Raw genomic sequence first — 25,481 nt, 5'->3', positions numbered from 1 at the left:
CGCATCGTCCCGCTACCGGTGAAGATTGGCCATACATCGCGAGTCACTTGTAGAGGAGGTATTCAGTTCGAATACCCCGGAACACTCTCAACTCCTCCTGCCACCCCGCCACCACCTCGTCGGTGCCCGCGCCCGCGTCGATCGCCGTCCGCACCCGCGCCGACCCGGTGAGGTTGTCGATCCAGTGGTCCGAGCGCCAACCGAAGCCGCTCCAGACCTTCTTGGCGGTCACCAGTAGCGCGATCCCGGTACGCACGGGGTCGAAGGCGGCCCGGTCGTGCACATGGATCTGCACCCCGCCGACCGTCTTCCCCTGGAACTTGGAGAACGTCGGCGCGAAGTACGCCTCCCTGAAGTGCACACCGGGCAGGCCGAGTTGGTTCACCGCCGCCGCCCAACGGCCGTCGATGCCCTCCGCGCCGAGCAGTTCGAAGGGGCGGGTGGTCCCGCGCCCCTCGGACAGGTTCGTCCCCTCGAGGAGACACGTCCCCGAGTACACGAGCGCCGTGTCCGGCGTCGGCACGTTGGGGCTCGGCGGCACCCACGGCAGCGACCAGGCGTCGTAGAACTCCGACCGCTTCCAGCCCGTCATCAGTACGGTCTCCAGCTGAACGGGTGTCTTCAGGAACTCACCGTTGAACAACCGGGCCAGCTCCGCCACCGTCATCCCGTGCGCCTGCGCGATCGGCTGCCGGCCGACGAAGGTCGCGAACTCCCGGTGCAGGACCGGGCCTTGGGCGGTACGGCCGGTCACCGGGTTCGGGCGGTCGAGCACGACGAAGCGCTTGCCGGCGACCTGGGCCGCCTCCATGCAGTCGTACAGGGTCCAGATGTACGTGTAGAAGCGGGCACCGACGTCCTGGATGTCGAAGACGACGGTGTCGACGCCGGAGGCCCTGAAGACGTCGGCGAGTGGTTGACCGCTCTTCAGGTACGTGTCGTAGACCGGGAGTTGGGTGGCCGGGTCGGTGTGGCGGCCCTCGGAGCCGCCCGCCTGTGCGGTGCCCCGGAAGCCGTGTTCGGGGCCGAAGACCGCGGTGAGGTTCACGTGGGGGCTGGCGTGCATGACGTCGACGATGTGGTGGGCGTCACTGGTGATGCCGGTGGGGTTGGTGACGATTCCGATGCGTCGGCCGTTCAGCTGGGCGTAGTCGTGTGCGACGAGTTGTTCGAAGCCGGTTCGCAGAGTGCCGGGTTTGTCGTGTTTGGGGAGTGTGGGAGTGAGGGTTGCCGCCGGGGTCGCTGCCAGGAGGGTTCTTCTGGTGAGGGGCATGTCGGCACGGTATGGGCTGCCGCATGTGAATCGTCGGCTGCGGGCCCTGTGTGGCTGGTCGCGCCGTTCCCCGCGCCCCCAAACGAATCTGCCCTTCCGGTGTTACATACCGACCGGTTAGTCTGGCCATGCATTGGGGCCGGAGTCGAAGGAGACCGATGGTGGAAGCCGTTCAGGGTGCCGGGGTAGTCGTCACGGGGGCCGGGGGTGGCATCGGCGCTGCGCTCGCGCGGCGGTTCGCCGCCGAAGGGGCCCGGGTCGTCGTCAACGATCTGGACGGTGACCGGGCGAAAGCCGTTGCCGACGAGATCGGCGGGACCGCCGTGCCGGGGGATGCCTCGGCCGTTGTCGGTGCGGCCCGGGACGCTCTCGGTGGGACCGTCGACATCTACTGCGCGAACGCCGGGGTCGGCTCCGGCGGCTCCGAAGCAGCCGGTGAGGCGGTGTGGGCCCAGGCCTGGGACGTCAATGTGATGGCCCATGTGCGAGCCGCGGAGGCGCTGATTCCGGGGTGGCTTGAGCGGGGGAACGGGCGGTTCGTGTCCACCGTGTCGGCCGCCGGGCTGCTCACCATGATCGGGGCCGCGCCCTACAGCGTCACCAAGCACGGCGCCTACGCCTTCGCCGAGTGGCTGTCGCTGACCTACCGCCACCGGGGGATCAAGGTCCACGCCATCTGCCCCCAGGGCGTCCGCACCGACATGCTGTCCGCCAGCGGCAGCGCGGGCGACCTGGTGCTCCGGCCGACCGCGATCGAGCCCGACGCCGTCGCGGACGCCCTGATGAAGGGGATCGAGGAGGAGCGCTTCCTGATCCTGCCGCACCCCGAGGTCGCCGGGTTCTACCAGCACAGGGCCGCCGAACCGGACCGCTGGCTGACCACCATGAACCACATCCAGCAGAAGTGGGAGGCCGGCGAATGACCGAATCCCGCTATGCCGCCCGGCCCTGGCTCGGCCTGCTCAACGAGGCCCAGCGCGGGCCCATCAGCCCCGACGACTCGCTGGTGCACGCCCTGCGGCGGGTCGTCGCCGGGACGCCCGACCGCACCTTCCTCACCTACTTCGACGGCCGGCTCAGCTATCGCGAGGTCGACGAGCTCAGTGACTCCGTCGCCGGGTATCTGGCCGCGCGGGGGATTGAGCACGGCGACCGGGTCGCCGTCCTGCTCCAGAACTCGCCGCACTTCGTCATCGCGCTGCTCGGCGCCTGGAAGGCGGGCGCGATCGTCGTGCCCGTCAACCCGATGTACAAGTCGGGCGAGGTGACCCACGTCCTGCGCGACGGTGAGGTGGCCGCACTGATCTGCTCGGACCGCGCGTGGGAGTCGTATCTGCGCGACACCGCGGCCGATTCGCCGGTGCGGGTCGTGCTCACGGCGTGCGAGCTGGATTTCCAGAGCCGTGGGGACGCGCGCGTTCTCACCTTCGAGCGGCTCCCCCAGGCCTCCGACGCCGAGGACCTTGTCGCCGTCGCCCGCCAGGGCCACCAGGCACCGGATGTCCCCGCCCCCGCGCCCTCCGACATCGCGCTGATCAGCTACACCTCGGGGACGAGCGGTGCCCCGAAGGGCGCCACCAACACCCACGGCAACATCCTCTACAACGCCGAACGGCAGCGCACCGGGCTCGAACTGCCGGACCCGCCCGTGTACTTCGCGATGGCACCGCTGTTCCACATAACCGGGATGGTGTGCCAACTCGGCGCCTCGCTCGTCAGCGGGGGCTCGCTGGTGCTGGTGTACCGCTTCGAGGGCGGGGTCGTGCTCGACGCGTTCGCCGAGCACAGGCCCCACTACACGGTCGGCCCGTCCACCGCCTTCATGGCGCTCGCCGCGCGCCCGGACGTCACCCCGGACCACTTCGCGTCCTTCCGGACCATCTCTTCCGGCGGCGCCCCGGTGCCGCCCGCCCTGGTCGAGAAGTTCCGGGCCGGCTTCGGGCCGTACATCCGCAACGGCTACGGCCTCACCGAGTGCACCGCGCCCTGCGCCTCCGTGCCGCCCCAGCTGGAGGCGCCCGTCGACCCGGCGTCCGGGACGCTCGCCGTGGGCCTGCCCGGGCCCGACACCGTCGTACGGATCGTCGACGACCAGGGCGAGGAGGTGCCCTTCGGCGAGCAGGGCGAGATCGTCGTACGCGGGCCGCAGGTCGTGCCCGGATACTGGCGGCGCCCCGAGGCCACGGCCGAGACCTTCCCGGACGGTGAACTGCGCACCGGGGACATCGGGTTCATGGACCCGGAGGGCTGGCTGTACGTCGTCGACCGCAAGAAGGACATGATCAACGCGTCCGGCTTCAAGGTGTGGCCGCGCGAGGTCGAGGACGTGCTGTACACCCACCCGGCGGTGCGCGAGGCGGCCGTCGTCGGGGTGCCGGACGGGTACCGGGGCGAGACGGTGAAGGCGTACATCAGTCTCCGTCCGGGCGCCGAAACCGACCCGGATGAATTCGCCGTGTACTGCAAGGAGAGACTGGCCGCCTACAAATACCCGCGCCAGGTGGAGATCCTGCCCGAGCTGCCGAAGACGGCAAGTGGGAAGATCCTCCGGCGGGAACTGCGTTCCCGGTCGCACGACAGCGAGTGAACACCTAGGAAAGGCAGGTGGCGGCAGTGCCCAGGACGACCGACGGAGACGGGGCTCCCGTCCCGCAGCGGCTGCTGGCCGCCGCCACCCGGCTCTTCGCCGAGCAGGGCTACGACCGCACCTCGGTACAGGAGATCGTCGAGGCCGCAGGGGTCACCAAGGGGGCGCTCTACCACTACTTCGGCTCCAAGGACGACCTCCTGCACGAGGTGTACGCGCGCGTGCTGCGCGTCCAGATGGAGCGCCTGGAGGTGTTCGCGGACGCGGACGAGCCGGTGGAGAAGCGGCTGCGGGACGCCGCCGCGGATGTCGTGGTGACGACGATCGACAATCTCGACGACGCGTCGATCTTCTTCCGGTCCATGCACCATCTGAGCCCGGAGAAGAACAAGCAGGTGCGCGCCGAGCGCCGCCGCTACCACGAGCGCTTCCGCGCGCTCGTCGAGGAGGGTCAGCGCGAGGGTGTCTTCTCCACGGCGACCCCGGCGGACCTCGTCGTGGACTACCACTTCGGTTCGGTCCACCACCTGTCGACCTGGTACCGGCCCGGCGGCCCGCTCAGCCCCCAGGAGGTCGCCGACCACCTCGCGGACCTGCTGCTGCGGGCGCTGCGGCCGTAGGTCTACGGCTCGGGAGGTCTACGGCTCGGGCGTCGGGCCCAGCCCCGCCTCCCGGGCCCACGCCGCCGCCTCCGCGCGGTCCGCGACGCCCAGTTTGGCCAGGACCGCCGACATGTGGTTGCTGACCGTCTTGGGGGACAGACCCAGCCGGGTGGCCACCGTCGAGTTGGGCTGGCCGTCGGCGATCAGGGCCAGTACGTCCCGTTCGCGCGGGGTGAGCGCCGGGCACGGGTCGGGCCGGTCCGGCGGCCTGCTGAGCTGTCCGAGCACGCGCCGGGCGACACCGGGACCGAAGATGGCCTCACCGGCGGCCACCGCGCGGATCGCCCGGACGATCTCGTCCTGGCCCGCGCCCTTGAGGACATAGCCCAGGGCGCCCGCCCGCATCGCGGCGAACACCGAGTCGTCCTCCTCGACCATGGTGAGCATCAGCACGGCCACCCTGGGCGCCACCCGCCCGATCTCCCGGGTCGCCTCGATGCCGTTCAGATCGGGCATCCGGATGTCCATCACCACCACGTGCGGACGCAGGGTCACCGCGGCCCGCACCGCCTCCCGCCCGCTCGCCGCGACCCCGACGACCCGCACGCGCGGGCTCCTGTCCCGCACGGACTCCAGCAGCGCGGCCAGCCCGGTGCGCACCACGGGATGATCGTCGGCGAGGACGACCCGCAGCGCGCCGGTGTCCTCGTCGTCGCGAGGTTCCCGATCCGTCACAGCGCCCTCCCAACGGCGGCGTTGCCGGGTGTTCGCTCTGCCGCAGCGCTATTCGCAGCGCCGGCGTGGCCGGGTGTTGGCTCTGTCGCGGTGCGTCTCCCGGTGCCGGGGTTGCCGGGTGCTCGGTTTGTCGCAGTGCCTTTCGGAGCGCCGGCGTGGCCAGGTGCGCGCTCCGTCGCGGCGCGCTTCCCAGCGTCGGCGTCGCCAGGTGGCCGGCCCGTCACAGCGCTCCTCCCAGCGGCAGCGTCGCCACCACCCGCCCCTGTCCCGCCACGCACCGCCCGCCCAGCTCCGCCGCACGCTCCTGCATCGACGTGATGCCCACGCCCGGCGTCCACGCGGTCTCCTCGCCCGTCGGTGAACCGTCGTCGCACACCTCCAGGCGCAGCCCGTCGCCGATCTCGATACGCAGGTCGACGCGGGAGGCGCGGGCGTGCCGGGCCGCGTTGGTCAGGGCCTCGATCGCGATGCGGTACGCGGCCACCTCCACGGCGGCGGGCAGCGCCGGCAGCCGCTCGGGTGCCTGGACCCGCACCTGGAGCGGGATCCCGTCCGCGCGCCAGGACAGCCGTACCGCGCGCTCCCGCAGCGCGCCCAGCAGCCCCAACTGGTCGAGATCCGGGGGCCGTAGCCCGTCCACCAGCCGGCGCACCTCCGCGACGGCGCCCCCGACCTCGGACCGCAGCTCGGCCAGCAGCACCGCGGCCCGCTCCGGATCGAAGGCCAGCAGATTGCGGACCGCGTCCGCCTGGAAGGCCGCTCCGGCGAGGGTCGGTCCGAGCCCGTCGTGCAGATCGCGGCGGATCCGGCGCCGCTCCTCCTCGCGCGCGGCCACGATCCGCTCCCGGGAATGTTGCAACTGCCTTGTGAGATCGGTGGCGTGGAGCGCGGCGGCCAGTGGTACGGCGAGCAGTTCGAGTACGGCCAGGTCGGCCGGGGTGGGCTGTTGTTCGCCGGGGCGCAGTCCGATCACCAGCGCGCCGACGGTCCGGCCGTCGTAGTCGAGCGGTATGGCATGGATGCGTTCGCCAGGCTCGCCCCAACTGCCGTCCGTCACACCCGACTTCGACTCCACGCAGACGTACGGCAGCCGCAGCGCCTCGCCGACCGCCTCCGGGACCCCGTCGACCCCGGTGCCGGCCAGCCGTTCGCCGATGCGGGAGACCGCGCGCACCGGGTCGTGCCGGTCGCCGTACAGGGCGTGGTCGACCATGCGTTGGAGGAGACGGCGGGCGGGGGCGAAGGCGAGCGCGAGGGTGACGGTGATCAACGCCGGGCCGAGGAGGGCGGGGTCGGGGTTGAGGAGGGCCTGCACGGAGGTGACGAGGCCGACGTAGGTGACGATCACGCCGACCGTGAGGGTGCCGTAGAGGAGGCTGCGGGAGACGACGAGGCGGATGTCGAGGAGTTCCTCGCGGACCACGGCGATCATGATGGCGGTCGGCAGGAACAGGGTGCAGCACGAGGTGTAGACGGCCGGGAAGCCGAGGATCTGGAGGGCCACGCTCAGGGCGAGGGGCAGTATGCCCGCGATGAGCCACAGGAGTCGGCGGCGGTCCTGTTCGCCGCCGCGCCGGTAGCGGACGGCCATGACGGCGAACACGGCGGCCAGTACCAGGCAGGCCTTGGCGGTCTCGACGTCCCGCAGCACGGGCATCCAGCCGGTCGGCACCGGGAGGTAGGAGGGCTGGGCGGGCGTGCCGCGGAACAGGCCCCAGTCGTCCCGGGCCCAGATCGCGAAGTCCAGTGGGGAGGAGAGGAGTTGGGCGGCCAGGGCCCAGCGCCAGCGGCGGTCGGGCAGCCTGCCGTCGGGGAACAGGAAGAACACGAGCACGAACGCCGTGGAGCTGCCGAGGATCCAGGTGTGGCGGCCGACGGTCGTGACCGCGTGCAGCAGCTCCGGCGACCAGCCCAACCGCAGCCCCTGGACGGCCAGTCCGATCGACATGCCGGTGAACGCGTGTCCCAGGCCGTAGGCGATCAGCAGCCATCCGATGGGGTTGCGGGGGCGGTGCAGGGCGATCACCGTGCCGCAGACCGGGTAGGCGAGGCCCACCGCCAGGTCGACGACCATGTCGTAGTGGACCAGGTCCGCGACGGGGACGTCGGCCACCGCCAACGCGACCGACCCGACGGCCACTTGGAGTGCGGCCAGCCCCAACAGCGCATACGCGGCGGCCGAGTGGGGCCGGGTGCGCCCGTCGCGGTCTTCCATGCCTCCCATCGTGGGGGCGCGGCACCCGGGTGTCATGGGAACGCTTCCCGGACCACCCGGGAGAGGTCCCCGGCGATGCCCGGGGGCTTCCCCTCAACTCCCGGCCCCCGTCGCCGTGATGCTCGTAGCAGTGGAACGGCGGGCGCACCGCCGGACCGGACGACAGGAACCAACGGGGGAAACACCATGCTGTCAACGAAGCGGCGCCTGACCGGCGTTGTCCTGGGCTCCCTGCTCGCTCTCGGCGGCACGGCGGCGGTGCCGGCCGCCGCGCAGACACCGGCGCGGGCGGCGTGCGGTATCGCGGTGAACGAGCCGCACATCTACCAGCGTTGGAGCGCGCTCGGCGGGGCCGGTGGGTGGCTGGGGTGTCCTACTACCGGTACCAGGGACGTGTACCTGAACGGCGCCTACGCCGGGAAGCGCCAGTACTTCACCTACGGCACCGCCACCTGGTCGCCACGCCAGGGCTCGAACATGGTCGTCGCCGCGTGGGAGGACCGCGGCTACGCCTACTTCAGCTGGGGTACGACGGCCCCGGAGCATCACTACGACTCGTTCCTGGTCCGCTGGACCAGCGCGTCCGATCCCGGGGGCACCCAGCGGGAGTTCGGCGGCGGCACCGGCGGCCGGATCCGGGTGCGGGAGCAGAACACCGGCGCCTACGTCTTCATTGTCGAGGGCTGTGACATCGGCACCTTCGGTCACACCTGCCGGCAGGGCTGGACGCTGAAGGCGAGCACGCCCAACTGACCATCGCCTCGGGGGAAACGGGCTGGAGGGGGTGCTCACACCCCTTCCAGCCCCTTCGTGCTTTCTTACAGGTACTTCTTCAACTCCCGCCGCGCCAGCGACCGTTGGTGCACCTCGTCCGGGCCGTCGGCCAGCATCAGGGTGCGGGCGCTCGCGTACAGCTCGGCCAGCGGGAAGTCCTGGCTGACACCGCCCGCGCCGTGCAGCTGGATCGCCTTGTCGAGGATGCCGACCACCGTGCGGGGCGTGGCGATCTTGATGGCCTGGATCTCCGCGTGGGCGCCCTTGTTGCCGACGGTGTCCATCATCCAGGCCGTCTTCAGGACCAGCAGCCGCAGCTGCTCGACGGCGACCCGGGCGTCCGCGATCCAGTTGTGGACGACGCCCTGCTGGGCCAGCGCCTTGCCGAACGCCACGCGGGACACGGCCCGTTGGCACATCAGCTCGATCGCCCGCTCGGCCATGCCGATCAGCCGCATGCAGTGGTGGATACGGCCCGGGCCGAGCCGTGCCTGGGCGATGGCGAAGCCGCCGCCCTCCTCGCCGATCAGGTTCGTCGCCGGCACGCGCGCGTGGTCGAAGATCACCTCGGCGTGGCCGCCGTGGGAGTGGTCCTCGTAGCCGAAGACCTGCATCGCGCGTTTGACGGTCACGCCCGGGGTGTCGCGCGGGACCAGGATCATCGACTGCTGGCGGCGGATGTCGGCGCCGTCCGGGTCGGTCTTGCCCATCACGATGAAGATCTTGCAGTCCGGGTTCATCGCCCCGGAGATGTACCACTTGCGGCCGGTGATGACGTAGTCGTCGCCGTCCCGCTCGATGAGGGTCGTGATGTTGGTGGCGTCCGAGGAGGCCACCTCTGGTTCTGTCATGGCGAACGCCGAGCGGATCTCGCCTGCCAGCAGCGGCTCCAGCCACTGCTTCTTCTGCTGCTCGTCGCCGAACTGGTACAGCACCTCCATGTTGCCGGTGTCCGGTGCCGCGCAGTTCAGCGCGGTGGGCGCCAAGTGCGGGGAGCGGCCGGTGATTTCGGCGAGCGGGGCGTACTGGAGGTTGGTCAGTCCGGCGCCGTACCCGGCGTCGGGGAGGAAGAGGTTCCAGAGGCCTTGGCTGCGGGCCTCTTCCTTCAACTCGCCTACTACGGCCGGGGTGTCCCAGGGTGACGCGAGCTGGGCGCGCTGCTCCTCGGCGACCGGTTCGGCCGGGTAGACGTAGTCGCCCATGAAGGCCAGGAGCTTGGCGCGCAGTTCCTCGGTGCGTGCGTCGAACGCGAAGTCCATGGTGGATCAGCCTTCCTGAAGGGTGGTCAGGCCGTGCTCGATGAAGACGGGGACCAGCTCGCCGATGCGGTCGAAGCCGCGGCCGACGGTCTGGCCCAGGGTGTAGCGGTAGTGGATGCCCTCCAGGATCACGGCGAGCTTGAACCACGCGAACGCCGTGTACCAGGCGGCCGAGGACACGTCGCGACCCGAGCGCGCGGCGTATCGCTCGATCAGCTCGGTGGGTGTCGGGTGGCCGGGGGCCGAAGCGGTGGTGGAGATGGGGGAGTTGGGCAGCTCCAGCGGGATGCTGTACATCACCAGCAGGCCCAGGTCCGTGAGTGGGTCGCCGAGTGTGGACATCTCCCAGTCGAGGATCGCCTTGATCCTGTCGTCCTCGCCGATGAGGACGTTGTCCAGGCGGTAGTCGCCGTGTACGACCGTGGGGGCGGGAGAGGTGGGGAGGCGGCGGCCCAGGGCCGCGTGCAGTTCTTCGACGCCGGCCAGTTCGCGGTTGCGGGATGCCGCCAACTGCTTGCCCCAGCGGCGCAGTTGGCGGTCCAGGAAGCCCTCGGGGCGGCCGAAGTCCGCGAGGCCCACCTCGGCGGGGTCCACCGCGTGCAACTCGACCAGCGTGTCGACCAGTTCGAACACCGCGCCCCGGGTGCGCTCCGGGCCGATCGGGGCGAGTTCGTCGACGGTGCGGTACGGGGTGCCCTCCACGAACTCCATGACGTAGAACGGTGCCCCGAGTACCTCGTCGTCCTCGCAGAGGAGCACGGGGTTCGGCACCGGTACGTTCGTCGGGTGCAGGGCGCTGATCACCCGGTGTTCGCGCTTCATGTCGTGCGCGGTCGCCAGGACGTGGCCCAGCGGGGGGCGTCGTACGACCCACTTGGTGGTGGAGTCGGTGACCGCGTAGGTGAGGTTCGACCGTCCGCCCTCGATCAGCCGGCCGGACAGGGGGCCTGTGACCAGACCGGGCCGCTCGCGGTCGAGCAGACCGCGCAGCCGGTCGAGATCGAGTCCGGGCGGGTGGTCGGGGCTCATACATCACTCCTGGGAATGGACGAACACGTCGCCCACCATCATGCCGACCGGTCGGTATGTAGTCCAGTGGGGGAGTGAAACGTGACGGGGCCCACGATAGGCCGACAGCTCCCCGCTCGGGGCGGCGGGGAGCTGCGGGGTGGTGCGTTCAGGCCGTCCGGGGCCGTGGGGTTCGGCTCAGTGGTCGTCCCAGTGGCCGTCGTGCAGAGCGTGCCGGTGGCCGTCGTGGACGTAGTCGACGTGGTCGCCGTGCAGCACGCTCTCGTGGCCGCAGTCCTGGCCGTGCTGGTGTGCGTGCTCCTGGTGGGCGACATGGCCGCCCGGCTCGCACTCGTCCCAGTGGCCGCCGTGCTCGCGGTGCAGGTGGCCGTCGTGCGCGTAGTCGACGTGATCGCCGTGCGGGACCGGGGCGTGGCCGCAGTCCGGGCCGTGGGTGTGGGTGTGCGCGGAGTGCTCCAGGTGCAGGGTGGTCATGGCGCTCGCCTTCGGAGGTGCGGGGGATGACGTCGCACAGGCTGCCATGGGAATCGGTCATATCGGGTGATCCGGGGTGCGTGGCGTCGGGGTTGGGGGTGGGGCGCCCGCGGGCGGTGGTCGGGTCGGGGACTGCGGGTGTGTGATCCGTCTTGATCCCCCAGTCAGTACACGAGCACTGCGGCGCACAGCGCCACGGCCACTGTGCACAGCACAGCCGCTGTGGCGTGGCGGGGGGAGAGGGGTGGGGGTGTTCCGCCGGCTGTGAGGGTGGTGATGCGGTGGTGGGCCACGGTGAGGAAGCCGAGCCAGAGTCCGCAGCACAGGGCGCAGATGATGACGCCTTCCGCGGTGACTCCGCCGTGCAGTGCCGCTTTTACGGCGAGGACCGCGGCTACCGTGCTCGACAGGGTCGTGCGGCGCCAGGCGAGGCGGGTGCGTTCGGGTTGCAGGCCCGGGTCGCGGTCCGGGGTCGGGCTGGTCATCCTTCCCATCCGGCCAGTACGACGACGACCATCGCCACGGCCACGATCGCCACGGCGATGCTGAGCAGTGCGGGGAAACGGGATACGGGCAGATCCTTGCCCTGGCGCATCGCCCGTTCGCAGCGCACCCAGTGGTTGACCGCGCGCAGTGAGCACAGGACGCCCGCCGCGAGGAGGGCGAGGGCCAGGCCGACGCGCCAGGCCCAGCGCAGGTCCGGCAGGAACTGGTCGACCGCGAAGCCTCCGCCGATCAGTGCGAGCGCGGTGCGCAGCCAGGCCAGGAAGGTGCGCTCGTTGGCCAGCGAGAACCGGTAGTCGGGGGTGCCGCCCTCCTCGCTGATCTCCTGGGGCGCGAACCACAGCCGGACGTTCCGTGCGAAATCGATCACGGGAACGACCCTATCCGGCCGTCTTGGAGTGGTACTCCTTGAGCCGTTCGTAGGCTGCCAGGCCGTCCGGTACCCATTCCCACTCGTGCAGGCGTCGCACGATCTCTCCCTCTTCCAGGAAGGCGTGCCAGTCGACCTCGTCCACCTGGGGGCTGACCGGCAGGTCGCAGCGCACCTCGTACACCGCCGACCACCAGGTCTGGCCGGCGCCGTCGTCGTACAGGAACTTGAAGAGGAAGCCGGGCTGGGGGAGGCCGGTGACGCCGAGTTCCTCTTCTGCCTCGCGCAGGGCCGCTTCGTCGTAGGACTCGCCCGCGCCGACCACTCCGCCGACGAACATGTCGTAGAGGGAGGGGAAGACCAGTTTGGTGGGGGTGCGGCGGTGGACGAAGACGCGGCCCTGGGCGTCTCGGGTCTGGACGAAGACCGCGCGGTGGCGCAGGCCCCGGGCGTAGGCCTCGCCTCGCGGGGATTGGCCGATCACTCGGTCGTGTTCGTCGACGATGTCCAGGATTTCGTCTGCTGCGCTCATGGCCCCATCCAAACAGGAGAGGGGTGGGATGGTCAGCGGGGCTGGAGGTTCAGGGCCGGCTGGGGCTTCGTCGTGCCGCGTGGCATCGCGGGGTGCATGCCCAGGAGCAGGATGCCTACGACGATTCCGGCGAGGCCCACCGCCTCCCAGGCCAGCGCACCGGTGTCGGTGCGCAGCCGGTCGCCCAGGAAGCCCACCCCGCAGATGATCCCGGCCAGCGGCTGGGCCGCGGTGAGGGCGGGCAGCGACATGCGCAGGGGGGCCGTTTCGAACGCGCTCTGCACGAGGAGCAGGCCCGTCACTCCGAGCGCCAGTACGCCGTACGGCTGCCAGCCGGTGACCAGTTCGGTGAGGCCGCCCTCCGTGAAGCGCTGGCCGCTGACGCGGGTCAGTGCGTCCTGCACGCCGTAGAGGAGGCCGGCGGCCAGGGCCAGGAGGACCGGGCCCGCGCTGAGGCGGGAGCGTTTGGCGTACGTGGTGAGGAGGAGGGCGAGGCCCACCATCGCGCCGATGATCAGCCAGTGGCGGAAGGGGTCCGTCACCGCTGTGCCGCTGCGCGGTTCGCCCGCGACGATGAATGCCGTGACGCCGCCCGCGAGGAGTGCGAGGCCCGCCCAGCCCTGGCGGCCCAGGGGTTGTCTCGTCTGCTTGCGGGAGAGGGCGAGGGCGAAGAGGAGGTTCGTGGCGAGGAGCGGTTCGACCAGGGAGACCTCGCCCTGGGACAGGGCTATCGCGCCCAGCACCATGCCCGCGACCATCAGGGCGATACCGCCGAGCCAGCGCGGCACCTTCACGAGGTCGAGGAGCAGTCTCGGGGAGAGGAAGTCGCTCAGAGGTGCCTGCTGGGCCGCGTTCTGCTGGAGTACGAACCCGAAGCCGAGGCAACAGGCCGCGCTCACCGAGAGCATCAGAACCAGAACCGACACGCTGCGTACCTCGATCGTTGGGCCGGGCTACGGGGTGCGTTTGGGCGACTGTAGCGCCCCGGGGTCCGGCGTGCCCCTGGGGATGTCCGGAAGCGGGACCGTGCTGCCATGGTCCGCCGCCGCGCGCCCGAGCGCCATGGCGTACGACACATCGGTTACCCGTGAACGCTTGGGAGCGTACCGTCCCGGGTAGGGGTTGTGGCCACAAGTGCCTTTTGCGTGAAGGTAGTTGACAGGAGTAACAAGCGTTCGGCGCTTGACGTGAAGTGTTGGCTGGGGGTTTGCTGTGCGTGATCGGCCGATGGCACGCCGATGTCCCGCAGCGTCGCGTGAGGATCGTGAGGAATACCCGGGTGTCACCACCCCCGCCACCCCTCGGACGCCGCCACAAACGTGCGGCCCAGGCATTCGACGCCGCCCTCGACGACGGAGAGCTCGTCGCCGCGCGCGCCGCGTTGGCCCAGGGACGCTGGCAGGCGGCGCGTGGGCTGCTCGCCCAGACGGGCGACGAGTGGGATCTGCGCGCCCATCGGGTCACCGTTCTCGCCCAGGAGTCCTACACCGCCGCCTGGGCCCGTGACTGGCTGCTCGCCGAGCCCGAGTCCGCCGACGCCTCCGTACTGCTCGCCCTCGCCATGGTCCAGCGTGTACTGGCCGGCAAGGAGAAGTCCGTCAAGGCCCGCGACGCCTGCCGTACGGCCGCGGCGCGTGTGCCCGCCGATCCCACGCCCTGGCTCGGAATGCTCCTCCTGGAGCACAGCCTCGGCACCGACGAGGGCGTCGTCCAGCTCTTCGACGAGGTCCGCCACCGGCACGCCGACCACCACCACGCCCACCACCTGATGGTCGCCAGGCTGGCCGAGCGCCGGGCCACCGCCGGCCTCGACCCGCTGCACGAGGTCTACGACTTCGCCTACTGGGCCGCCGAACAGGCCCCGGCCGACTCCCCGCTGGCCATCCTGCCGGTCATCGCGCACGCCGAGCGCTACCGCGTGCTGGCCGCCGCCGGTCTCGAACCCGCCGACCCCGCGACCTCCGGGCACTGGTCCGGACGCCGGGCCCGGCAGGTGATGAAGGCCGCCTTCGACTGGTGGCTGGAGTGGGAGCACGAGGGCCATCCGCGCCGCCTGGTCGACCTCAACTTCCTCGCCCACGCCAAGTACTGCGAGGGCCGCAGCGCCGAGGCCGCCGCCCTGTTCCACCGCATCGGGGACCACCCGACGCCGGCCCCCTGGTCCTACCCGGACCGTGACCCGCTCACCGCTTTCCGTGCCGCGCGCGACCGTGCGCTCGGTACGACGTAACACCCCCGTACCGACGGCCCGGTAGCGATGAAACGTGACCGTAGCAACGCCGCCGTAGCGGAGTAACGCGACCGTAGCAACGAACCCGTAGCGACCCCGAAAGGACGTTCCCGCCATGACGACGGGCAGTTCCAGTACGAGCAGCGCCACCGCGGACGGCGGCGGCATCAGTACGTTCAGAGGGCAGGAGCGCGCCCTGCGCGCCGACCGCCTCGGCACCGGGGGCCTGCTGCTCTCCGTGCTTGCGGCGACAGCGCCCCTCATGGTGGTCGCGGGTGTCATGCCCACCACATTCGCGGTGATGGGCATCGAAGGGCAGCCGCTCCTCTTCGTCCTCCTCGGCGTCGTCCTCGTCCTCTTCAGCGTCGGCTACGCCGAGATGAGCCGGCACGTGCACAACGCGGGCGCCTTCTACGCCTACATCTCCCGCGGCCTCGGCGGCACCGCCGGCGCGAGCGCGGCCCTGGTGGCACTCGTCGCGTACAACGCCCTCCAGGTCGGCATCTACGGCATCTTCGGCTTCGAGGTCTCCGGGCTCTTCTCCACCTACGCCCACGTCCAAGTCGCCTGGTGGATACCGGCGTTGGTGGCCGTGGCCGTCGTCGGCGGGCTCGGCTGGCTGAAGATCGACGTCAACGCGCGCGTGCTCGGTGTCCTGCTGATCGTCGAGGTCGCGCTCGTTGTTATTTTTGACATCGCGGCCGTCGCCGACCCCGCCAAGGAGGGCCTGTCCCTGCACGCCTTCAACCCCGGCACCCTCAGCGGCGCCGGTGTCGGCACCGCCCTGTGCTTCTGCATCGCCGCCTTCCTCGGCTTCGAACAGGCCCCGGTGTACGCCGAGGAGACCAGCCGCCCGCACATCCTGGTGCCGCGCGTGATGTTCCTGGCCGTCAGCGGCGTCGCCGTCTTCTTCGCGCTCAGCTGCTGGGCGCTCACCGTCGCGACCGGGCCCTCCCAGGTCGTCGGTGTCTCCCAGAAGCAGAGCGCGGGTCTGCTCTTCTATCTGACTGAGTCCCGGCTCGGCGGCACCTTCACCGACGTGCTCCACGTCCTGTTCGTCACCGGCATGTTCGCGGCCATGCTCAGCTTCCACAACGTCGTCGCCCGCTACGCCTTCGCCATGGGCCGCGAGGGCCTGCTGCCGTCCGCCTTCGGCCGTACGACGGGCTCCAGCGGCGCCCCCGGCACCGGCTCGCTGCTGCAGACCGCGGTGTCCGCCGTGATCGTGATCGTCTTCGCGGTCGCCGACGACAAGCCGACCGGCGACCCGACCGAACCGGTCCTGCACCTGTTCACCTGGTTCGGCAACATCGGCGCCCTCGGCGTGATCCTGCTGATGGCCGCCGCCTCCCTCTCGGTGATCGTCTTCTTCGCCCGCCGCGGCTCCGCCGGCGCCCAGGCCTGGCGGCTGGTCACCTCCGCGCTCTCCGGCATCGCCCTCGTCGTCATCGCCGTCTACACCGTCAAGGACTTCGACGTCCTGGTCGGCGCGGGCCCCGGCTCGTCCCTGAGCTGGATCCTGCCGGGCATCGTCGGACTCGCCCTGCTCGTCGGCCTGGCCCAGGGCCTGTTCCTGCGCGCCCGCAACCCCGAGGCGCACGCCCGCATCGGGCTCGGCAACGAGGCGTTCCAGCTGGACAAGGCGGCCACGGAGGCGCCGTAGGAACCTGTGGGCGGGCTGTCGTTGCTGAGAAGCACGTAAGAAGTGGTTACGGAAGTCTGACGAGCATCCGCGATCCCTGGCCGCGCCGGGGTCGCGGGTGTTCGAATGAGTGCGTGAACCCTGAACCAGCCGAGTCGCCCGAGCCGTCCGAGGAGGAGAAGGAAGCGCAGGGCCGGCCCATCGGCCGCCGTGTCCTTCTCGGCACCCTCGGCCTGGGCGCCCTCGGCGTCGTGTCCGCGCCCGTCCTCCAGAAGGGCATGGACGGGTTCCTGGGCGCCCTCTCCGGCAAGGACCCCACCGGGCTGACCGGACTGCTCCCCAACGGCGGCGGCTTCCGCTACTACTCCGTCACCGCGTCCGTGCCGAACAGGAACGCCCAGAACTACCGGCTGACCGTCGACGGCCTGGTCGACAAGCCGGCCACCTACACCCTGGCCGACCTGCGCGCCATGCCGCAGACCCGGCTGGTCAAGGACGTCCAGTGCGTGACCGGCTGGCGGGTCCCCGGGACCCCCTTCGAGGGGGTGCGACTGTCCCGGCTCCTGGACGCCGCGGGAGTGCGCGCCAAGGCCGGGGCGGTCCGCTTCACCTGCTTCGACGGCGCCTACACGGAGAGCCTCACCCTCGACCAGGCCCGCCGCTCGGACATCCTGGTCGCGCTGCGCATGCAGGACAAACCCCTGGGCCACGACCACGGCGGCCCGGTCCGCCTCTACGTCGCCCCCATGTACTTCTACAAGTCCGCGAAGTGGCTCTCCGGCATCACGGTCACCGAGCACGTCAAGCCCGGTTACTGGGAGGACCGGGGCTACGACGTCGACGCCTGGGTCGGCAAGTCGAACGGACGCGACGATGACCCTACGAGCTGAAGCCCACGCACCCGCCACGGCACCCTCGTCCCGCGTCCGCCGCTTCGGCCGCACCGACCGCTGGGTGCACCGGACCACGGCCGCGCTGATGGGCATCTGCGTGGCCACCGCGGCCTGCCTCTACATCCCGGAGTTCGCCGAACTCGTCGGTCGCCGCCAACTCGTCGTCCGCATTCACGAGTTGGCCGGAGTCACGCTCCCCGTACCCGTCCTCTTCGGCCTCTTCTCCCGGGGCTTCCGCGTCAACCTCGGCTTCCTCAACCGCTTCGGCCCGCACGACCGGGTCTGGCTGCGCGGCGCCCTGATGCGCGACAAACGCCGGTCGGCCAGGCCCGCGGACAAGTTCAACGCCGGCCAGAAGATCTACGCCAACTGGATCGCCGGCGCCACGCTGGTGATGCTCGGCACGGGCCTGATGATGTGGTTCACCCACCTCACCCCGATCATGTGGCGCACCAGCGCGACCTTCGTCCACGACTGGCTCGCCCTCACCATCGGCATCGTGCTGGGCGGCCACATCGGCATGGCGCTCGGCGACCCGGAGGCACGTGCGGGCCTGCGCACCGGGTCGGTGAGCAGGGAGTGGGCGAAGCGGGAACATCCGCTGTGGAAGCCGTAGGAGTGTAGGGGTGTAGGGGGTTTGCTGCCGCGGTGGAGGGGGCTTCGGGCTGCCTGTGGCCCTGTGGCCCTGTGGCCTTGCGGTCCTGCGGCTGTACGGCTGTGGCTCTCCGGCAGGGGCGGGCAGCTGGTCGTGGGTGCCGATGGCGGTGCAGACGGCCGGTTCCGCAGGCGGTGCGGTGCGGCCTGTGGCTGAGAGGCGGAGCTGTCGGCGCGGACGCCGAATGCCGGGTCGGGAGGCCGAAGGCCGTCGGCCGCGAGGGCGACCGCCCTGTGCCAGGACGGGCGGCGGCTGCGGCAGTCGGCGTGGAACCTCCGGAAGGAACTCCGGGAACCGGGTGCGGCCGCCGCTTTCGGCGTCGGTCCGGTGGCCTTCCCGCCCGGGGGCGGGCCTGGGACCGGGCGGGGAACCCCGGGACACGGGGTGCGGCCGCCGCTTTCGGCGTCGGCCCGGAGGCCTTCCCTCTGGGGGGACGGGTCCGGGCGGCGACGTTCGCCGCCCCGGCCCGATGACCCCGCTCAGTCCCCGAAGTCCAGCAGTACCTTGCACGACCGGCTCCGGTCGGCCGCCAGCGCGAACGCCGACTCGGTGTCCCGGACCGGTACCACCGAGCTGACGAGCGCGTCGAACGCGGGCTCCACGGCGAGGAGTTGGAGCGCGTCGTCGAACTCCGTGTCGAAGCGGAACGCGCCCCGCAGTTCGATCTCCCGGCTGACGACGAGATTCCCGGCGAAGGGACTCTGCCCCGGCGGCAGCATCCCGAGCTGCACGACCACCCCGCCCCGCCGCACCAGCCGCAGACAGGTGTCGAGCCCGGCCGCCACCCCGGACGCCTCGATGGCCACGTCGACCTCTGCCGGCCACCCGGAGTCGTCCGGATCATCGGCCCGTACGACGGTGTCGGCACCGGCCGCGGTGGCGTAACTCAGCGCCGCCGGAAGCAGATCGGTGACCGTGACGTGTGCCGCGCCCGCCGCCTTCGCCGCCGCGACGACCAGACAGCCGATCGGTCCCGCGCCGGTGACCAGCACATGCCGTCCGGTCACGTCCCCGGCCCGGCGTACGGCGTGCACGGCCACGGAGAGCGGTTCGGCGAGGGCGGCCCGGCGCAGCTCCAAACCCGCCGGGAGCGGCCTCAACTGCTCGGCGGGGACGGTGACTTGGGCCGCGAATCCGCCCTGTACGTGCGGGAAGCGGGCCGCGCTGCCCAGGTACGCGGTGTCGCGGCAGACGTTGCGTCGACCGTCCGCGCACTCGGGGCAGACCCCGCACGGAGTGGCCGGGTGCACGGCAACCGCGGTACCGGGGGCGGGACCTGAGGCCCCGGTGCCGTAGGACAGGACCGTGCCGACCACCTCGTGGCCGAGCAGCATCGGTTCCTTGAGGCGGAAGTCGCCGACGCCGCCGTGGCGCCAGTAGTGGAGGTCGGAGCCGCAGACGCCGCCGTAGCGGACGGCGACCAGGGCCTGACCGGGGCCGGGCACGGGGACCGGCAACTCCTCGATCCGCAGGTCGTCCTGACCGTGGATCACACAACCCAGCACGTCCGGCACGATGATGTCCTCTTTCACAGCACGCTCGTCATGCCGCCGTCGACGTACAGCACCTGTCCGCTCACGAAGTCCGCGGCGGGGGACGCCAGGAACAGCACTCCGCCGACCAGGTCGTCCGTGGTGCCCCAGCGACCGGCCGGGGTCCGCCTGCGCACCCAGGCGCTGAACTCCTCGTCCTGGACGAGGGGTTGGGTCAGTTCCGTCTCGATGTAGCCCGGACCGAGACCGTTGACCTGCACGCCCGACGGGCCCCAGTCGGCGCACATGCCCTTGGTGAGCATCTTCAACGCGCCCTTGGTGGCCGCGTAGGGCGCGATGCCGGGGCGGACCACCTCGCTCTGCAGCGAGCAGATGTTGATGATCTTCCCGTGGCCGCGTTCCGTCATCCGCCGGGCCGCCTCGCGGCCGACCAGGAACGCGCTGGTGAGGTTGGTGTCGATGATCCGGTGCCAGTCGGAGTCGGTGAACTCCAGGAGCGGGGCGCGCAGTTGCATGCCCGCGTTGTTGACCAGGATGTCCAGCGGCCCGACCCGGTCTTCAATGTCCTTGATTCCGGAGGCTACTGACGGACCGTCGGTCACGTCGAAGGCCGCCGTGTGGACGTCACCGGGGAGTTCGGCTGCGGCCTTGGTGAGGCGCTCGCCGTCCCGGCCGTTCAGGACGACCCTGCAGCCGGCCTCCGACAGGCCCCGCGCGAGGGCGAGTCCGATGCCCCGGCTGGAACCGGTGACCAGGGCCGTACGGCCACTGATGTCGAAAAGAGGATGACTCATTCCCGTACCCCTAGATGATCAGCGAGAGGAGGAGGACCAGTCCGCCGGCGACCACCGAGATGATCGTCTCCATGACGGACCAGGTCTTGAGGGTCTGGCCGACGCTCAGGCCGAAGTACTCCTTCACCAGCCAGAATCCGGCGTCGTTGACATGGCTGAAGAAGACCGAGCCCGCGCCGATCGCCAGCACGAGGAGGGCGGTGTGGGTCGACGACATGTCTGCCGCCAGCGGCGCGACCAGACCGGCCGCCGAGATGGTGGCCACCGTCGCCGAGCCGGTCGCCAGCCGGATCGCCACCGCGATCAGCCAGGCCAGCAGCAGCGCCGGGATCGACCAGTCCTTGGAGATGTCCAGGATCATCTGGCCGACGCCGGAGTCGATCAGCGTCTGCTTGAAGCCGCCGCCCGCGCCGACGATGAGCAGGATGCCCGCGATCGGCATCAGGCCCTTCTCGACGGTCGAGGACAGCCGTTCCCTGGTGAAGCCGGCCGGGCGGCCCAGCGTGAACATGCCGACGATCACGGCCGCGAGCAGCGCGATCAGCGGCGAGCCGATGACGTCGAACACGCGCTGCGCGGTGTGTTCGGGGTCGTCGACGATGATGTCGACCAGTGCCTTGGAGAGCATCAGCACGACCGGCAGCAGGATCGTGGCGAGGGTCGCGCCGAAGCCGGGACGGTTCTCCAGGTCCTCGGAGGGGCGCTGCGGCAGCATGCGGTCCGGCGCCTGGACGTCCACCCAGCGGGCGGCGACCTTCGAGAACAGCGGGCCCGCGATGATCACGGTCGGGACGGCGACCAGGACGCCCAGCGCGAGCGTCAGACCGAGGTTGGCCTTGACGGCGTCGACGGCGACGAGCGGTCCGGGGTGCGGCGGAATCAGCCCGTGCATGACCGACAGACCGGCCAGGGCCGGGATGCCGATCCGCATGAGCGAGTAGTTGCCGCGCTTGGCGACCATCAGCACGACCGGTATCAGCAGCACGATGCCGACCTCGAAGAACAGCGGCAGCCCGATCACGGAGGCGATCAGCACCATCGCCCACGGCATCGACCGGGGGCTCGCCTTCGCGAGGATCGTGTCGACGATCTGGTCCGCGCCGCCCGAGTCGGCGAGCAGCTTGCCGAGGATCGCGCCCAGCGCGATCAGCACACCCACACCGGCGACGGTCGAACCGAGCCCGGTGGTGAAGCTGGTGATGGCCTTGTCCAGCGGCGCCCCGGCGAACGCGCCGAGCGCGAGCGAGCCGATGGTCAGCGCCAGGAAGGCGTGCATCTTGAACTTGGTGATGAGCAGGACGATGACGGCGATGCCCGCCAGTACGGCGATGCCCAGCTGTGCGTGGCCGGCCGAGGTGATGGGCTCGACGGGGTCCGCTGCCAGCATCTCGACGCTGAGTCTGGTCACGGTGGATTCCTTGCGGATACGGGAGGGGAGGGGCAGTGGGGGTTACAGGTGTCAGGCGGTCGGCTCGGGGACCTGCTCCAGCGCGGTCGTCGCCCGCTCGGCGATCTGCTCCGGGCTGCCGCTGACGTCCACGGCGACACCCGCCTCGTCCGGCTCCAGCGGCTGGAGCGTGGCGAACTGCGAGTCGAGCAGCGCGGTCGGCATGAAGTGCCCGTGCCGGTGCGCCATCCGGTCCTCGATGAGCGCGCGGTCACCGGTGAGATGCACGAAGACGACCCCGGGGGCCGCGGCCCGCAGGCGATCGCGGTACGACCGCTTCAGCGCCGAGCTGCTGACGACCCCGCCGAGCCCCGCGCGCCCGTGCGCCCAGGAGCCGATGGCGTCCAGCCAGGGCCACCGGTCCTCGTCCGTCAGCGGGTGCCCGGCCGACATCTTGGCGATGTTGGCCTGCGGGTGGAAGTCGTCGCCCTCGGCATACGGCACACCGAGCCGGGCCGCGAGCAGGGGACCGATGGTGGTCTTCCCGGTGCCCGCTACGCCCATCACCACGACGACATGGGGGGTACGCATCGCTGCCTCACTGTCTCCGTCGACACCTGATGTCGATCCCACTGAAACCGATTAGGTACGACGAATTCAAGAGTCTGTGACATATAAGTCTGACTTTTTGGTTCCGTGATGCGACCCGTACGCTGAGTGCATGACCACTCCGGGCCGCGGGTTGCACGGCCGCGTACTCGACTCCCTCGGCCCCGCCATCACCGCGGGCGAGTACCCGCCGGGCAGCGTCCTGCGCACGGACGAGCTCGCCAAGGACTTCGAGGTGTCCCGTTCTGTGATGCGCGAGGCGGTCCGCGTCCTCGAATCCATGCACCTGGTCGAGTCCCGCCGCCGAGTGGGCGTCACCGTCCGCCCCAAGGCCGAGTGGAACGTCTACGACCCACAGGTCATCCGCTGGCGTCTGGCCGGCGCCGACCGCCCGCAGCAACTGCGCTCCCTCACGGTGCTGCGCTCAGCGGTCGAGCCGATCGCGGCGGGCCTCGCCGCCAAGTTCGCCACGGCGGAACAGTGCGCGGAACTCACCGAGTGCGCGATCGGCATGGTGGCCAACTCGCGCGGCCACAAACTGGAGGCCTACCTCGTCCACGACGTGGCCTTCCACCGGGTGATCCTCGCCGCCTCCGGCAACGAGATGTTCGCCCGCCTCGGCGACGTCGTCACCGAGGTCCTGGCCGGCCGCACCCACCACGAGGTCATGTTCGAGGACCCCGACCCGGCCGCCGTCACCCTCCACGTCCAGGTCGCGGAGGCCGTCCGCGAGGGCGACGCGGTCCGCGCGGAGACCCTGACCCGCGAGATCACGATCGGCGCGCTTCAGGAACTCGACATCCTGGCGCCGTAGAGCCTCAGACCTCGATGAACTCCCCGTCGAGGTACACCCACGCCCCGTCGACCCGCTCGAACCGGCTGCGCTCATGGATCGCGCCGCCCTTGTACGAGGCCCGGAACGTCACGGTCCCCGCCTGGTGGAACGCAGACCCGCCACCCGTCTCCAGGATCTCCAGCCCCGTCCACCGCATCCCCGGGTCGAGGTCGAGCGGCTCGGCGGGCCGCGTCCTCGGATGCCAACTGCGCAGCAGATACGGCGCGTCCAACCGCACGAAGGCGCTGTAGCGGGAGCGCATCAACGCCTCGGCGGTGGGGGCGGCGGCGGTGCCTGAGTGGTAGCGGCCGCAGCAGGTGTCGTAGGGGGTGGGGAGGCCGCAGGGGCAGGGAGTGGGTCGGGGCATGGGGACCATTGTGCCGGGACTACGTTCGCGGACGCTCGGGGGTGACACGGAGCGGCAGCCGGACGTAGTCGTCCTCGGGCAGGCTCACCTCCTTGTCGCGGGTGAGTGCCGCGCAGGCGAGGAGAGGCAGCGGCTCGCTGTCAGGAGGATCACTGTCCGCGTACGCGGGTGCCGCACCGACGAACTGTACGAGGAGGGCGCCGGTGACCCGGGTCCCGATCTGTTTCACGAAGTTCGCCGGGAGCGTCCACTCGACTCCCTGGTACAGGTTTCCGCCGGGACTGCGGTGCACTCTCTTGACGTACCACTCCTCGTCCTGCATCTGGGGCGCGCTGCGCGCCCTCATGTGGGCCGCAGCGGACGTGATCGCGTCGAGTTCGGGAAAGCCGACCAGTTCGGCCGTGAGCTTGCCGGCGGCCTCCAGAACGGGACCGGCCGCCCGTATGTCTCTGGCCAGTGTGGCCCGCCACGCCCGCTCGTCCTCCACCGGCGGCAGGTGATACACGATGGCCTGGACATCCTTCACCCGCCAACCACCCATGGCAGGGAACAGCAGCGTGACCTTCACGTCGGGAGCGCCCCGCGTGTACCCGAGCGTCCAGACGTAGAGATACCCCGTGAAAGGGGCCGCCTTCTCCGGTCCTGTTGCGAAGATCCGCTCCAGCGGAATGGACCGCGGCTCGGTCTCCCCATAGACCTCCAGCCACTCACCCGTCTCCGCGCACCGTCGATTCCATGCAGACGCCATGACCTCACCCCCGTGAAGCCACTTGATACTCCGTCAGCTCCTCACCCGCAACGGAGCCGCAACGGACCCGACAACTCAGACCGCGATCCCGGTTTCCGCCGAAGGCATCGGCGGCAGTCGGGTCCCGTACACCCACGCGTCGAAGAGCTGGTCCAACGGCTCGGAGCTGAACCGGGACGCGTGCGACGTGAACGTCGCTGTCGTCACCGTGCCGTTGCGGTGGACGCTCGCCCAGCTCCGCAGCATGCGGAAGAACGCGATGTCGCCCAGGGCGCAGCGCACCGCGTGGACGGTGACGCCGCCGCGTTCGTAGAGGCGGTCGTCGAACATGGACTTGCGGCCGGGGTCGGCGAGGCGCAGGTCCTGGGGGAGCGTGGCGAGCAACCGGTGCGCGGCGGCGGCGTGTTGGTGGGCCGTACGGCCGCCCGAGCGCTCGGACCACAGCCACTCCGCGTACTTGGCGAGACCCTCGTTCAGCCAGATGTGCCGCCAGTCGGCGATGGAGACGCTGTTGCCGAACCACTGGTGGGCCAGCTCGTGCGCGACCAGTCGTTCCGAACCCCGGGCCCCGTCGACGTGGTTGGCGCCGAACAGCGACAACCCCTGTGCCTCGACGGGGACATCGAGCTCTTCCTCCGTCACCACGACCGCGTACTCGTCGAAGGGGTACGGGCCGAACAGCTCCTGGAACAGCTCCATCATCGCGGGCTGCCGCGCGAAGTCCCTTGAGAATTCCGGGAGCAGGTCCGACGGGATGTGTCCGTGCTGCGGGACACCACCGAGACCCGGGTCGCCCAGCAGCACCGTCTGGTACTTCCCGATCGACAGGCCGACCAGGTAACTCGACGTCGGCGCCGACTGCTCGTACACCCACGTGGTCGTCGAAGCCTTCGTCGTGCGCGTCAGCAGTCGCCCGCCCGCCACCACCGCGTACGCCGACGGCGTGGTGATCGAGATCTGGTACGACGCCTTGTCGGCGGGGCGGTCGTTGCACGGGTACCAGGACGGTGCCCCGACCGGCTGGCTCGCCACCAGCGCGCCGTCCGTCAGCTCCTCCCAGCCGAGGCCGCCCCAGGGGCTGGCGACCGGCTTGGGGTTGCCCGACCAGTGCACCTCGACGGTGAACGCGGCACCGGCCCGCAGCGGTTTCGCGGGCCGTATGCGCAGCCGGCCGCCGCGGTGCGTGTAGTGCGGCTGGCGGCCGTCCACCCGGATCCGGCCGATCTTGAAGTCGCCCAGGTTCAGCTGGAATTCGGGCAGCGGAGCACGGCCCGCTATGGCGTTGATACGGGCCGTGCCGGCCAGCCGGTTGGGGCCGGGGCGGTAGTCCAGCGCCAGCTCATAGCGGTGCACCCGGTAGCGGGCATCGCCGTTTGCCGGGAAGTACGGGTCCGGACCTGCCGCCTGCTGAACGGTCACTGCTGCGTCTGCTCCCTGCGATGTGCTCGTATCTCGTACCCGTGCACCGCCCTCC

The 25,481-nt window shown here is 70.7% G+C and carries 26 protein-coding genes; 9 read left to right on the top strand and 17 right to left on the bottom strand.

Features of this window, described 5'->3' with window-relative positions:
- Positions 1-43 precede the first annotated feature (43 nt).
- Complete coding sequence (locus ACWDEW_RS22720) at positions 44-1,273, bottom strand: exo-beta-N-acetylmuramidase NamZ family protein (protein ID WP_450514762.1); 1,230 nt, start codon at positions 1,271-1,273, stop codon at positions 44-46.
- 158 nt (positions 1,274-1,431) lie between these two features.
- On the opposite strand from ACWDEW_RS22720, the gene ACWDEW_RS22715 reads away from it, so the two are divergent.
- Genes ACWDEW_RS22715 through ACWDEW_RS22705 form a run of 3 tightly spaced genes read left to right on the top strand, consistent with a single transcriptional unit; the run spans position 1,432 to position 4,480 of the window.
- Complete coding sequence (locus ACWDEW_RS22715) at positions 1,432-2,196, top strand: SDR family oxidoreductase (protein WP_450514761.1); 765 nt, start codon at positions 1,432-1,434, stop codon at positions 2,194-2,196.
- The gene (locus ACWDEW_RS22710) at positions 2,193-3,860 is read left to right on the top strand and encodes a class I adenylate-forming enzyme family protein (protein WP_450514760.1); all 1,668 of its coding nucleotides are present in this window, start codon (positions 2,193-2,195) and stop codon (positions 3,858-3,860) included. Before ACWDEW_RS22715 ends, ACWDEW_RS22710 begins: the two co-directional genes overlap by 4 nt.
- Before the next feature lie 26 nt (positions 3,861-3,886).
- The gene (locus tag ACWDEW_RS22705) at positions 3,887-4,480 is read left to right on the top strand and encodes a TetR/AcrR family transcriptional regulator (RefSeq protein ID WP_450514759.1); all 594 of its coding nucleotides are present in this window, start codon (positions 3,887-3,889) and stop codon (positions 4,478-4,480) included.
- Between the two features lie 18 nt (positions 4,481-4,498).
- Here the strand turns inward: ACWDEW_RS22705 and ACWDEW_RS22700 are convergent, their stop codons facing one another.
- Together ACWDEW_RS22700 and ACWDEW_RS22695 are read right to left on the bottom strand one after the other, a co-directional pair.
- A complete protein-coding gene (locus ACWDEW_RS22700) occupies positions 4,499-5,197 on the bottom strand; it encodes a response regulator transcription factor (RefSeq protein ID WP_450514758.1) in 699 nt (232 codons plus the stop codon).
- A gap of 220 nt (positions 5,198-5,417) precedes the next feature.
- Complete coding sequence (locus ACWDEW_RS22695; protein ID WP_450514757.1) at positions 5,418-7,412, bottom strand: sensor histidine kinase; 1,995 nt, start codon at positions 7,410-7,412, stop codon at positions 5,418-5,420.
- A gap of 186 nt (positions 7,413-7,598) precedes the next feature.
- Between ACWDEW_RS22695 and ACWDEW_RS22690 the strand changes: the two genes are divergently transcribed.
- The gene (locus ACWDEW_RS22690) at positions 7,599-8,165 is read left to right on the top strand and encodes a hypothetical protein (RefSeq protein ID WP_450514756.1); all 567 of its coding nucleotides are present in this window, start codon (positions 7,599-7,601) and stop codon (positions 8,163-8,165) included.
- 65 nt (positions 8,166-8,230) lie between these two features.
- Here the strand turns inward: ACWDEW_RS22690 and ACWDEW_RS22685 are convergent, their stop codons facing one another.
- From ACWDEW_RS22685 to ACWDEW_RS22655, 7 genes are all read right to left on the bottom strand, one after another.
- On the bottom strand, positions 8,231-9,445 hold the full coding sequence (locus ACWDEW_RS22685) for an acyl-CoA dehydrogenase family protein (RefSeq protein ID WP_450514755.1): 1,215 nt from the start codon (positions 9,443-9,445) through the stop codon (positions 8,231-8,233).
- 6 nt (positions 9,446-9,451) lie between these two features.
- Positions 9,452-10,474 (bottom strand): phosphotransferase family protein, encoded by a 1,023-nt coding sequence (locus tag ACWDEW_RS22680; RefSeq protein ID WP_450514754.1) that lies wholly within the window; start codon positions 10,472-10,474, stop codon positions 9,452-9,454.
- 177 nt (positions 10,475-10,651) lie between these two features.
- Entirely contained in the window at positions 10,652-10,948 is a 297-nt protein-coding gene (locus ACWDEW_RS22675; RefSeq protein WP_362972368.1) for a hypothetical protein, read from the bottom strand.
- A gap of 164 nt (positions 10,949-11,112) precedes the next feature.
- Positions 11,113-11,433, bottom strand: coding sequence for a DUF202 domain-containing protein (locus ACWDEW_RS22670; RefSeq protein ID WP_450514753.1), 321 nt, complete (start codon positions 11,431-11,433; stop codon positions 11,113-11,115).
- Positions 11,430-11,822, bottom strand: a complete 393-nt coding sequence (locus ACWDEW_RS22665) for a YidH family protein (RefSeq protein ID WP_450514752.1) — start codon at positions 11,820-11,822, stop codon at positions 11,430-11,432. The genes ACWDEW_RS22670 and ACWDEW_RS22665 overlap by 4 nt, the downstream gene beginning before the upstream one ends.
- A 10-nt stretch (positions 11,823-11,832) precedes the next feature.
- A complete protein-coding gene (locus ACWDEW_RS22660) occupies positions 11,833-12,354 on the bottom strand; it encodes an NUDIX domain-containing protein (protein WP_450514751.1) in 522 nt (173 codons plus the stop codon).
- Positions 12,355-12,386: 32 nt separating this feature from the next.
- Positions 12,387-13,280, bottom strand: coding sequence for a DMT family transporter (locus tag ACWDEW_RS22655; RefSeq protein WP_450514750.1), 894 nt, complete (start codon positions 13,278-13,280; stop codon positions 12,387-12,389).
- A 353-nt stretch (positions 13,281-13,633) separates the two neighbouring features.
- Here ACWDEW_RS22655 and ACWDEW_RS22650 point away from each other — a divergent pair, with 353 nt between their 5' ends.
- The 4 genes from ACWDEW_RS22650 (at position 13,634) to ACWDEW_RS22635 (ending at position 17,735) form a co-directional block, all read left to right on the top strand.
- On the top strand, positions 13,634-14,584 hold the full coding sequence (locus tag ACWDEW_RS22650; protein WP_450514749.1) for a hypothetical protein: 951 nt from the start codon (positions 13,634-13,636) through the stop codon (positions 14,582-14,584).
- Between the two features lie 115 nt (positions 14,585-14,699).
- The gene (locus ACWDEW_RS22645; RefSeq protein ID WP_450514748.1) at positions 14,700-16,247 is read left to right on the top strand and encodes an APC family permease; all 1,548 of its coding nucleotides are present in this window, start codon (positions 14,700-14,702) and stop codon (positions 16,245-16,247) included.
- Between the two features lie 113 nt (positions 16,248-16,360).
- A complete protein-coding gene (locus tag ACWDEW_RS22640) occupies positions 16,361-17,116 on the top strand; it encodes a molybdopterin-dependent oxidoreductase (RefSeq protein ID WP_450514747.1) in 756 nt (251 codons plus the stop codon).
- Positions 17,100-17,735, top strand: a complete 636-nt coding sequence (locus ACWDEW_RS22635) for a cytochrome b/b6 domain-containing protein (RefSeq protein ID WP_450514746.1) — start codon at positions 17,100-17,102, stop codon at positions 17,733-17,735. Before ACWDEW_RS22640 ends, ACWDEW_RS22635 begins: the two co-directional genes overlap by 17 nt.
- Before the next feature lie 518 nt (positions 17,736-18,253).
- On the opposite strand, the gene ACWDEW_RS22630 is transcribed toward ACWDEW_RS22635, so the two are convergent.
- The 4 genes from ACWDEW_RS22630 to ACWDEW_RS22615 are packed head-to-tail and all read right to left on the bottom strand — an operon-like array spanning position 18,254 to position 22,039.
- The gene (locus ACWDEW_RS22630) at positions 18,254-19,279 is read right to left on the bottom strand and encodes an L-idonate 5-dehydrogenase (RefSeq protein WP_450514874.1); all 1,026 of its coding nucleotides are present in this window, start codon (positions 19,277-19,279) and stop codon (positions 18,254-18,256) included.
- A 23-nt stretch (positions 19,280-19,302) separates the two neighbouring features.
- Positions 19,303-20,061, bottom strand: a complete 759-nt coding sequence (locus tag ACWDEW_RS22625) for an SDR family oxidoreductase (RefSeq protein WP_450514745.1) — start codon at positions 20,059-20,061, stop codon at positions 19,303-19,305.
- A gap of 10 nt (positions 20,062-20,071) precedes the next feature.
- The gene (locus ACWDEW_RS22620; RefSeq protein WP_450514744.1) at positions 20,072-21,469 is read right to left on the bottom strand and encodes a GntT/GntP/DsdX family permease; all 1,398 of its coding nucleotides are present in this window, start codon (positions 21,467-21,469) and stop codon (positions 20,072-20,074) included.
- A 51-nt stretch (positions 21,470-21,520) separates the two neighbouring features.
- A complete protein-coding gene (locus ACWDEW_RS22615) occupies positions 21,521-22,039 on the bottom strand; it encodes a gluconokinase (protein ID WP_450514743.1) in 519 nt (172 codons plus the stop codon).
- A gap of 130 nt (positions 22,040-22,169) precedes the next feature.
- Between ACWDEW_RS22615 and ACWDEW_RS22610 the strand changes: the two genes are divergently transcribed.
- Complete coding sequence (locus tag ACWDEW_RS22610; protein WP_093624811.1) at positions 22,170-22,871, top strand: FadR/GntR family transcriptional regulator; 702 nt, start codon at positions 22,170-22,172, stop codon at positions 22,869-22,871.
- A 4-nt stretch (positions 22,872-22,875) separates the two neighbouring features.
- Here the strand turns inward: ACWDEW_RS22610 and ACWDEW_RS22605 are convergent, their stop codons facing one another.
- From ACWDEW_RS22605 to ACWDEW_RS22595, 3 genes are all read right to left on the bottom strand, one after another.
- Positions 22,876-23,259, bottom strand: coding sequence for a YchJ family protein (locus tag ACWDEW_RS22605; RefSeq protein WP_450514742.1), 384 nt, complete (start codon positions 23,257-23,259; stop codon positions 22,876-22,878).
- Between the two features lie 19 nt (positions 23,260-23,278).
- The gene (locus ACWDEW_RS22600; RefSeq protein ID WP_450514741.1) at positions 23,279-24,007 is read right to left on the bottom strand and encodes a hypothetical protein; all 729 of its coding nucleotides are present in this window, start codon (positions 24,005-24,007) and stop codon (positions 23,279-23,281) included.
- Positions 24,008-24,082: 75 nt separating this feature from the next.
- Positions 24,083-25,426, bottom strand: coding sequence for a M1 family metallopeptidase (locus ACWDEW_RS22595; protein WP_450514740.1), 1,344 nt, complete (start codon positions 25,424-25,426; stop codon positions 24,083-24,085).
- Positions 25,427-25,481 lie beyond the last annotated feature (55 nt).

The organism is Streptomyces sp. NPDC001100 (assembly GCF_053598575.1).
Note: the sequence above shows the minus strand (reverse complement) of the source record. Positions and strands in the feature narration are given on the sequence as shown.

Bases quoted from the DNA above. Each gene is read 5' to 3' on its own strand.
- ACWDEW_RS22720 (WP_450514762.1), bottom strand. From the start codon at position 1,273: ATGCCCCTCACCAGAAGAACCCTCCTGGCAGCGACCCCGGCGGCAACC.
- ACWDEW_RS22715 (WP_450514761.1), top strand. From the start codon at position 1,432: ATGGTGGAAGCCGTTCAGGGTGCCGGGGTAGTCGTCACGGGGGCCGGG.
- ACWDEW_RS22710 (WP_450514760.1), top strand. From the start codon at position 2,193: ATGACCGAATCCCGCTATGCCGCCCGGCCCTGGCTCGGCCTGCTCAAC.
- ACWDEW_RS22695 (WP_450514757.1), bottom strand. From the start codon at position 7,412: ATGGAAGACCGCGACGGGCGCACCCGGCCCCACTCGGCCGCCGCGTAT.
- ACWDEW_RS22690 (WP_450514756.1), top strand. From the start codon at position 7,599: ATGCTGTCAACGAAGCGGCGCCTGACCGGCGTTGTCCTGGGCTCCCTG.
- ACWDEW_RS22685 (WP_450514755.1), bottom strand. From the start codon at position 9,445: ATGGACTTCGCGTTCGACGCACGCACCGAGGAACTGCGCGCCAAGCTC.
- ACWDEW_RS22680 (WP_450514754.1), bottom strand. From the start codon at position 10,474: ATGAGCCCCGACCACCCGCCCGGACTCGATCTCGACCGGCTGCGCGGT.
- ACWDEW_RS22675 (WP_362972368.1), bottom strand. From the start codon at position 10,948: ATGACCACCCTGCACCTGGAGCACTCCGCGCACACCCACACCCACGGC.
- ACWDEW_RS22670 (WP_450514753.1), bottom strand. From the start codon at position 11,433: ATGACCAGCCCGACCCCGGACCGCGACCCGGGCCTGCAACCCGAACGC.
- ACWDEW_RS22660 (WP_450514751.1), bottom strand. From the start codon at position 12,354: ATGAGCGCAGCAGACGAAATCCTGGACATCGTCGACGAACACGACCGA.
- ACWDEW_RS22645 (WP_450514748.1), top strand. From the start codon at position 14,700: ATGACGACGGGCAGTTCCAGTACGAGCAGCGCCACCGCGGACGGCGGC.
- ACWDEW_RS22635 (WP_450514746.1), top strand. From the start codon at position 17,100: ATGACCCTACGAGCTGAAGCCCACGCACCCGCCACGGCACCCTCGTCC.
- ACWDEW_RS22625 (WP_450514745.1), bottom strand. From the start codon at position 20,061: ATGAGTCATCCTCTTTTCGACATCAGTGGCCGTACGGCCCTGGTCACC.
- ACWDEW_RS22615 (WP_450514743.1), bottom strand. From the start codon at position 22,039: ATGCGTACCCCCCATGTCGTCGTGGTGATGGGCGTAGCGGGCACCGGG.
- ACWDEW_RS22610 (WP_093624811.1), top strand. From the start codon at position 22,170: ATGACCACTCCGGGCCGCGGGTTGCACGGCCGCGTACTCGACTCCCTC.
- ACWDEW_RS22605 (WP_450514742.1), bottom strand. From the start codon at position 23,259: ATGCCCCGACCCACTCCCTGCCCCTGCGGCCTCCCCACCCCCTACGAC.
- ACWDEW_RS22600 (WP_450514741.1), bottom strand. From the start codon at position 24,007: ATGGCGTCTGCATGGAATCGACGGTGCGCGGAGACGGGTGAGTGGCTG.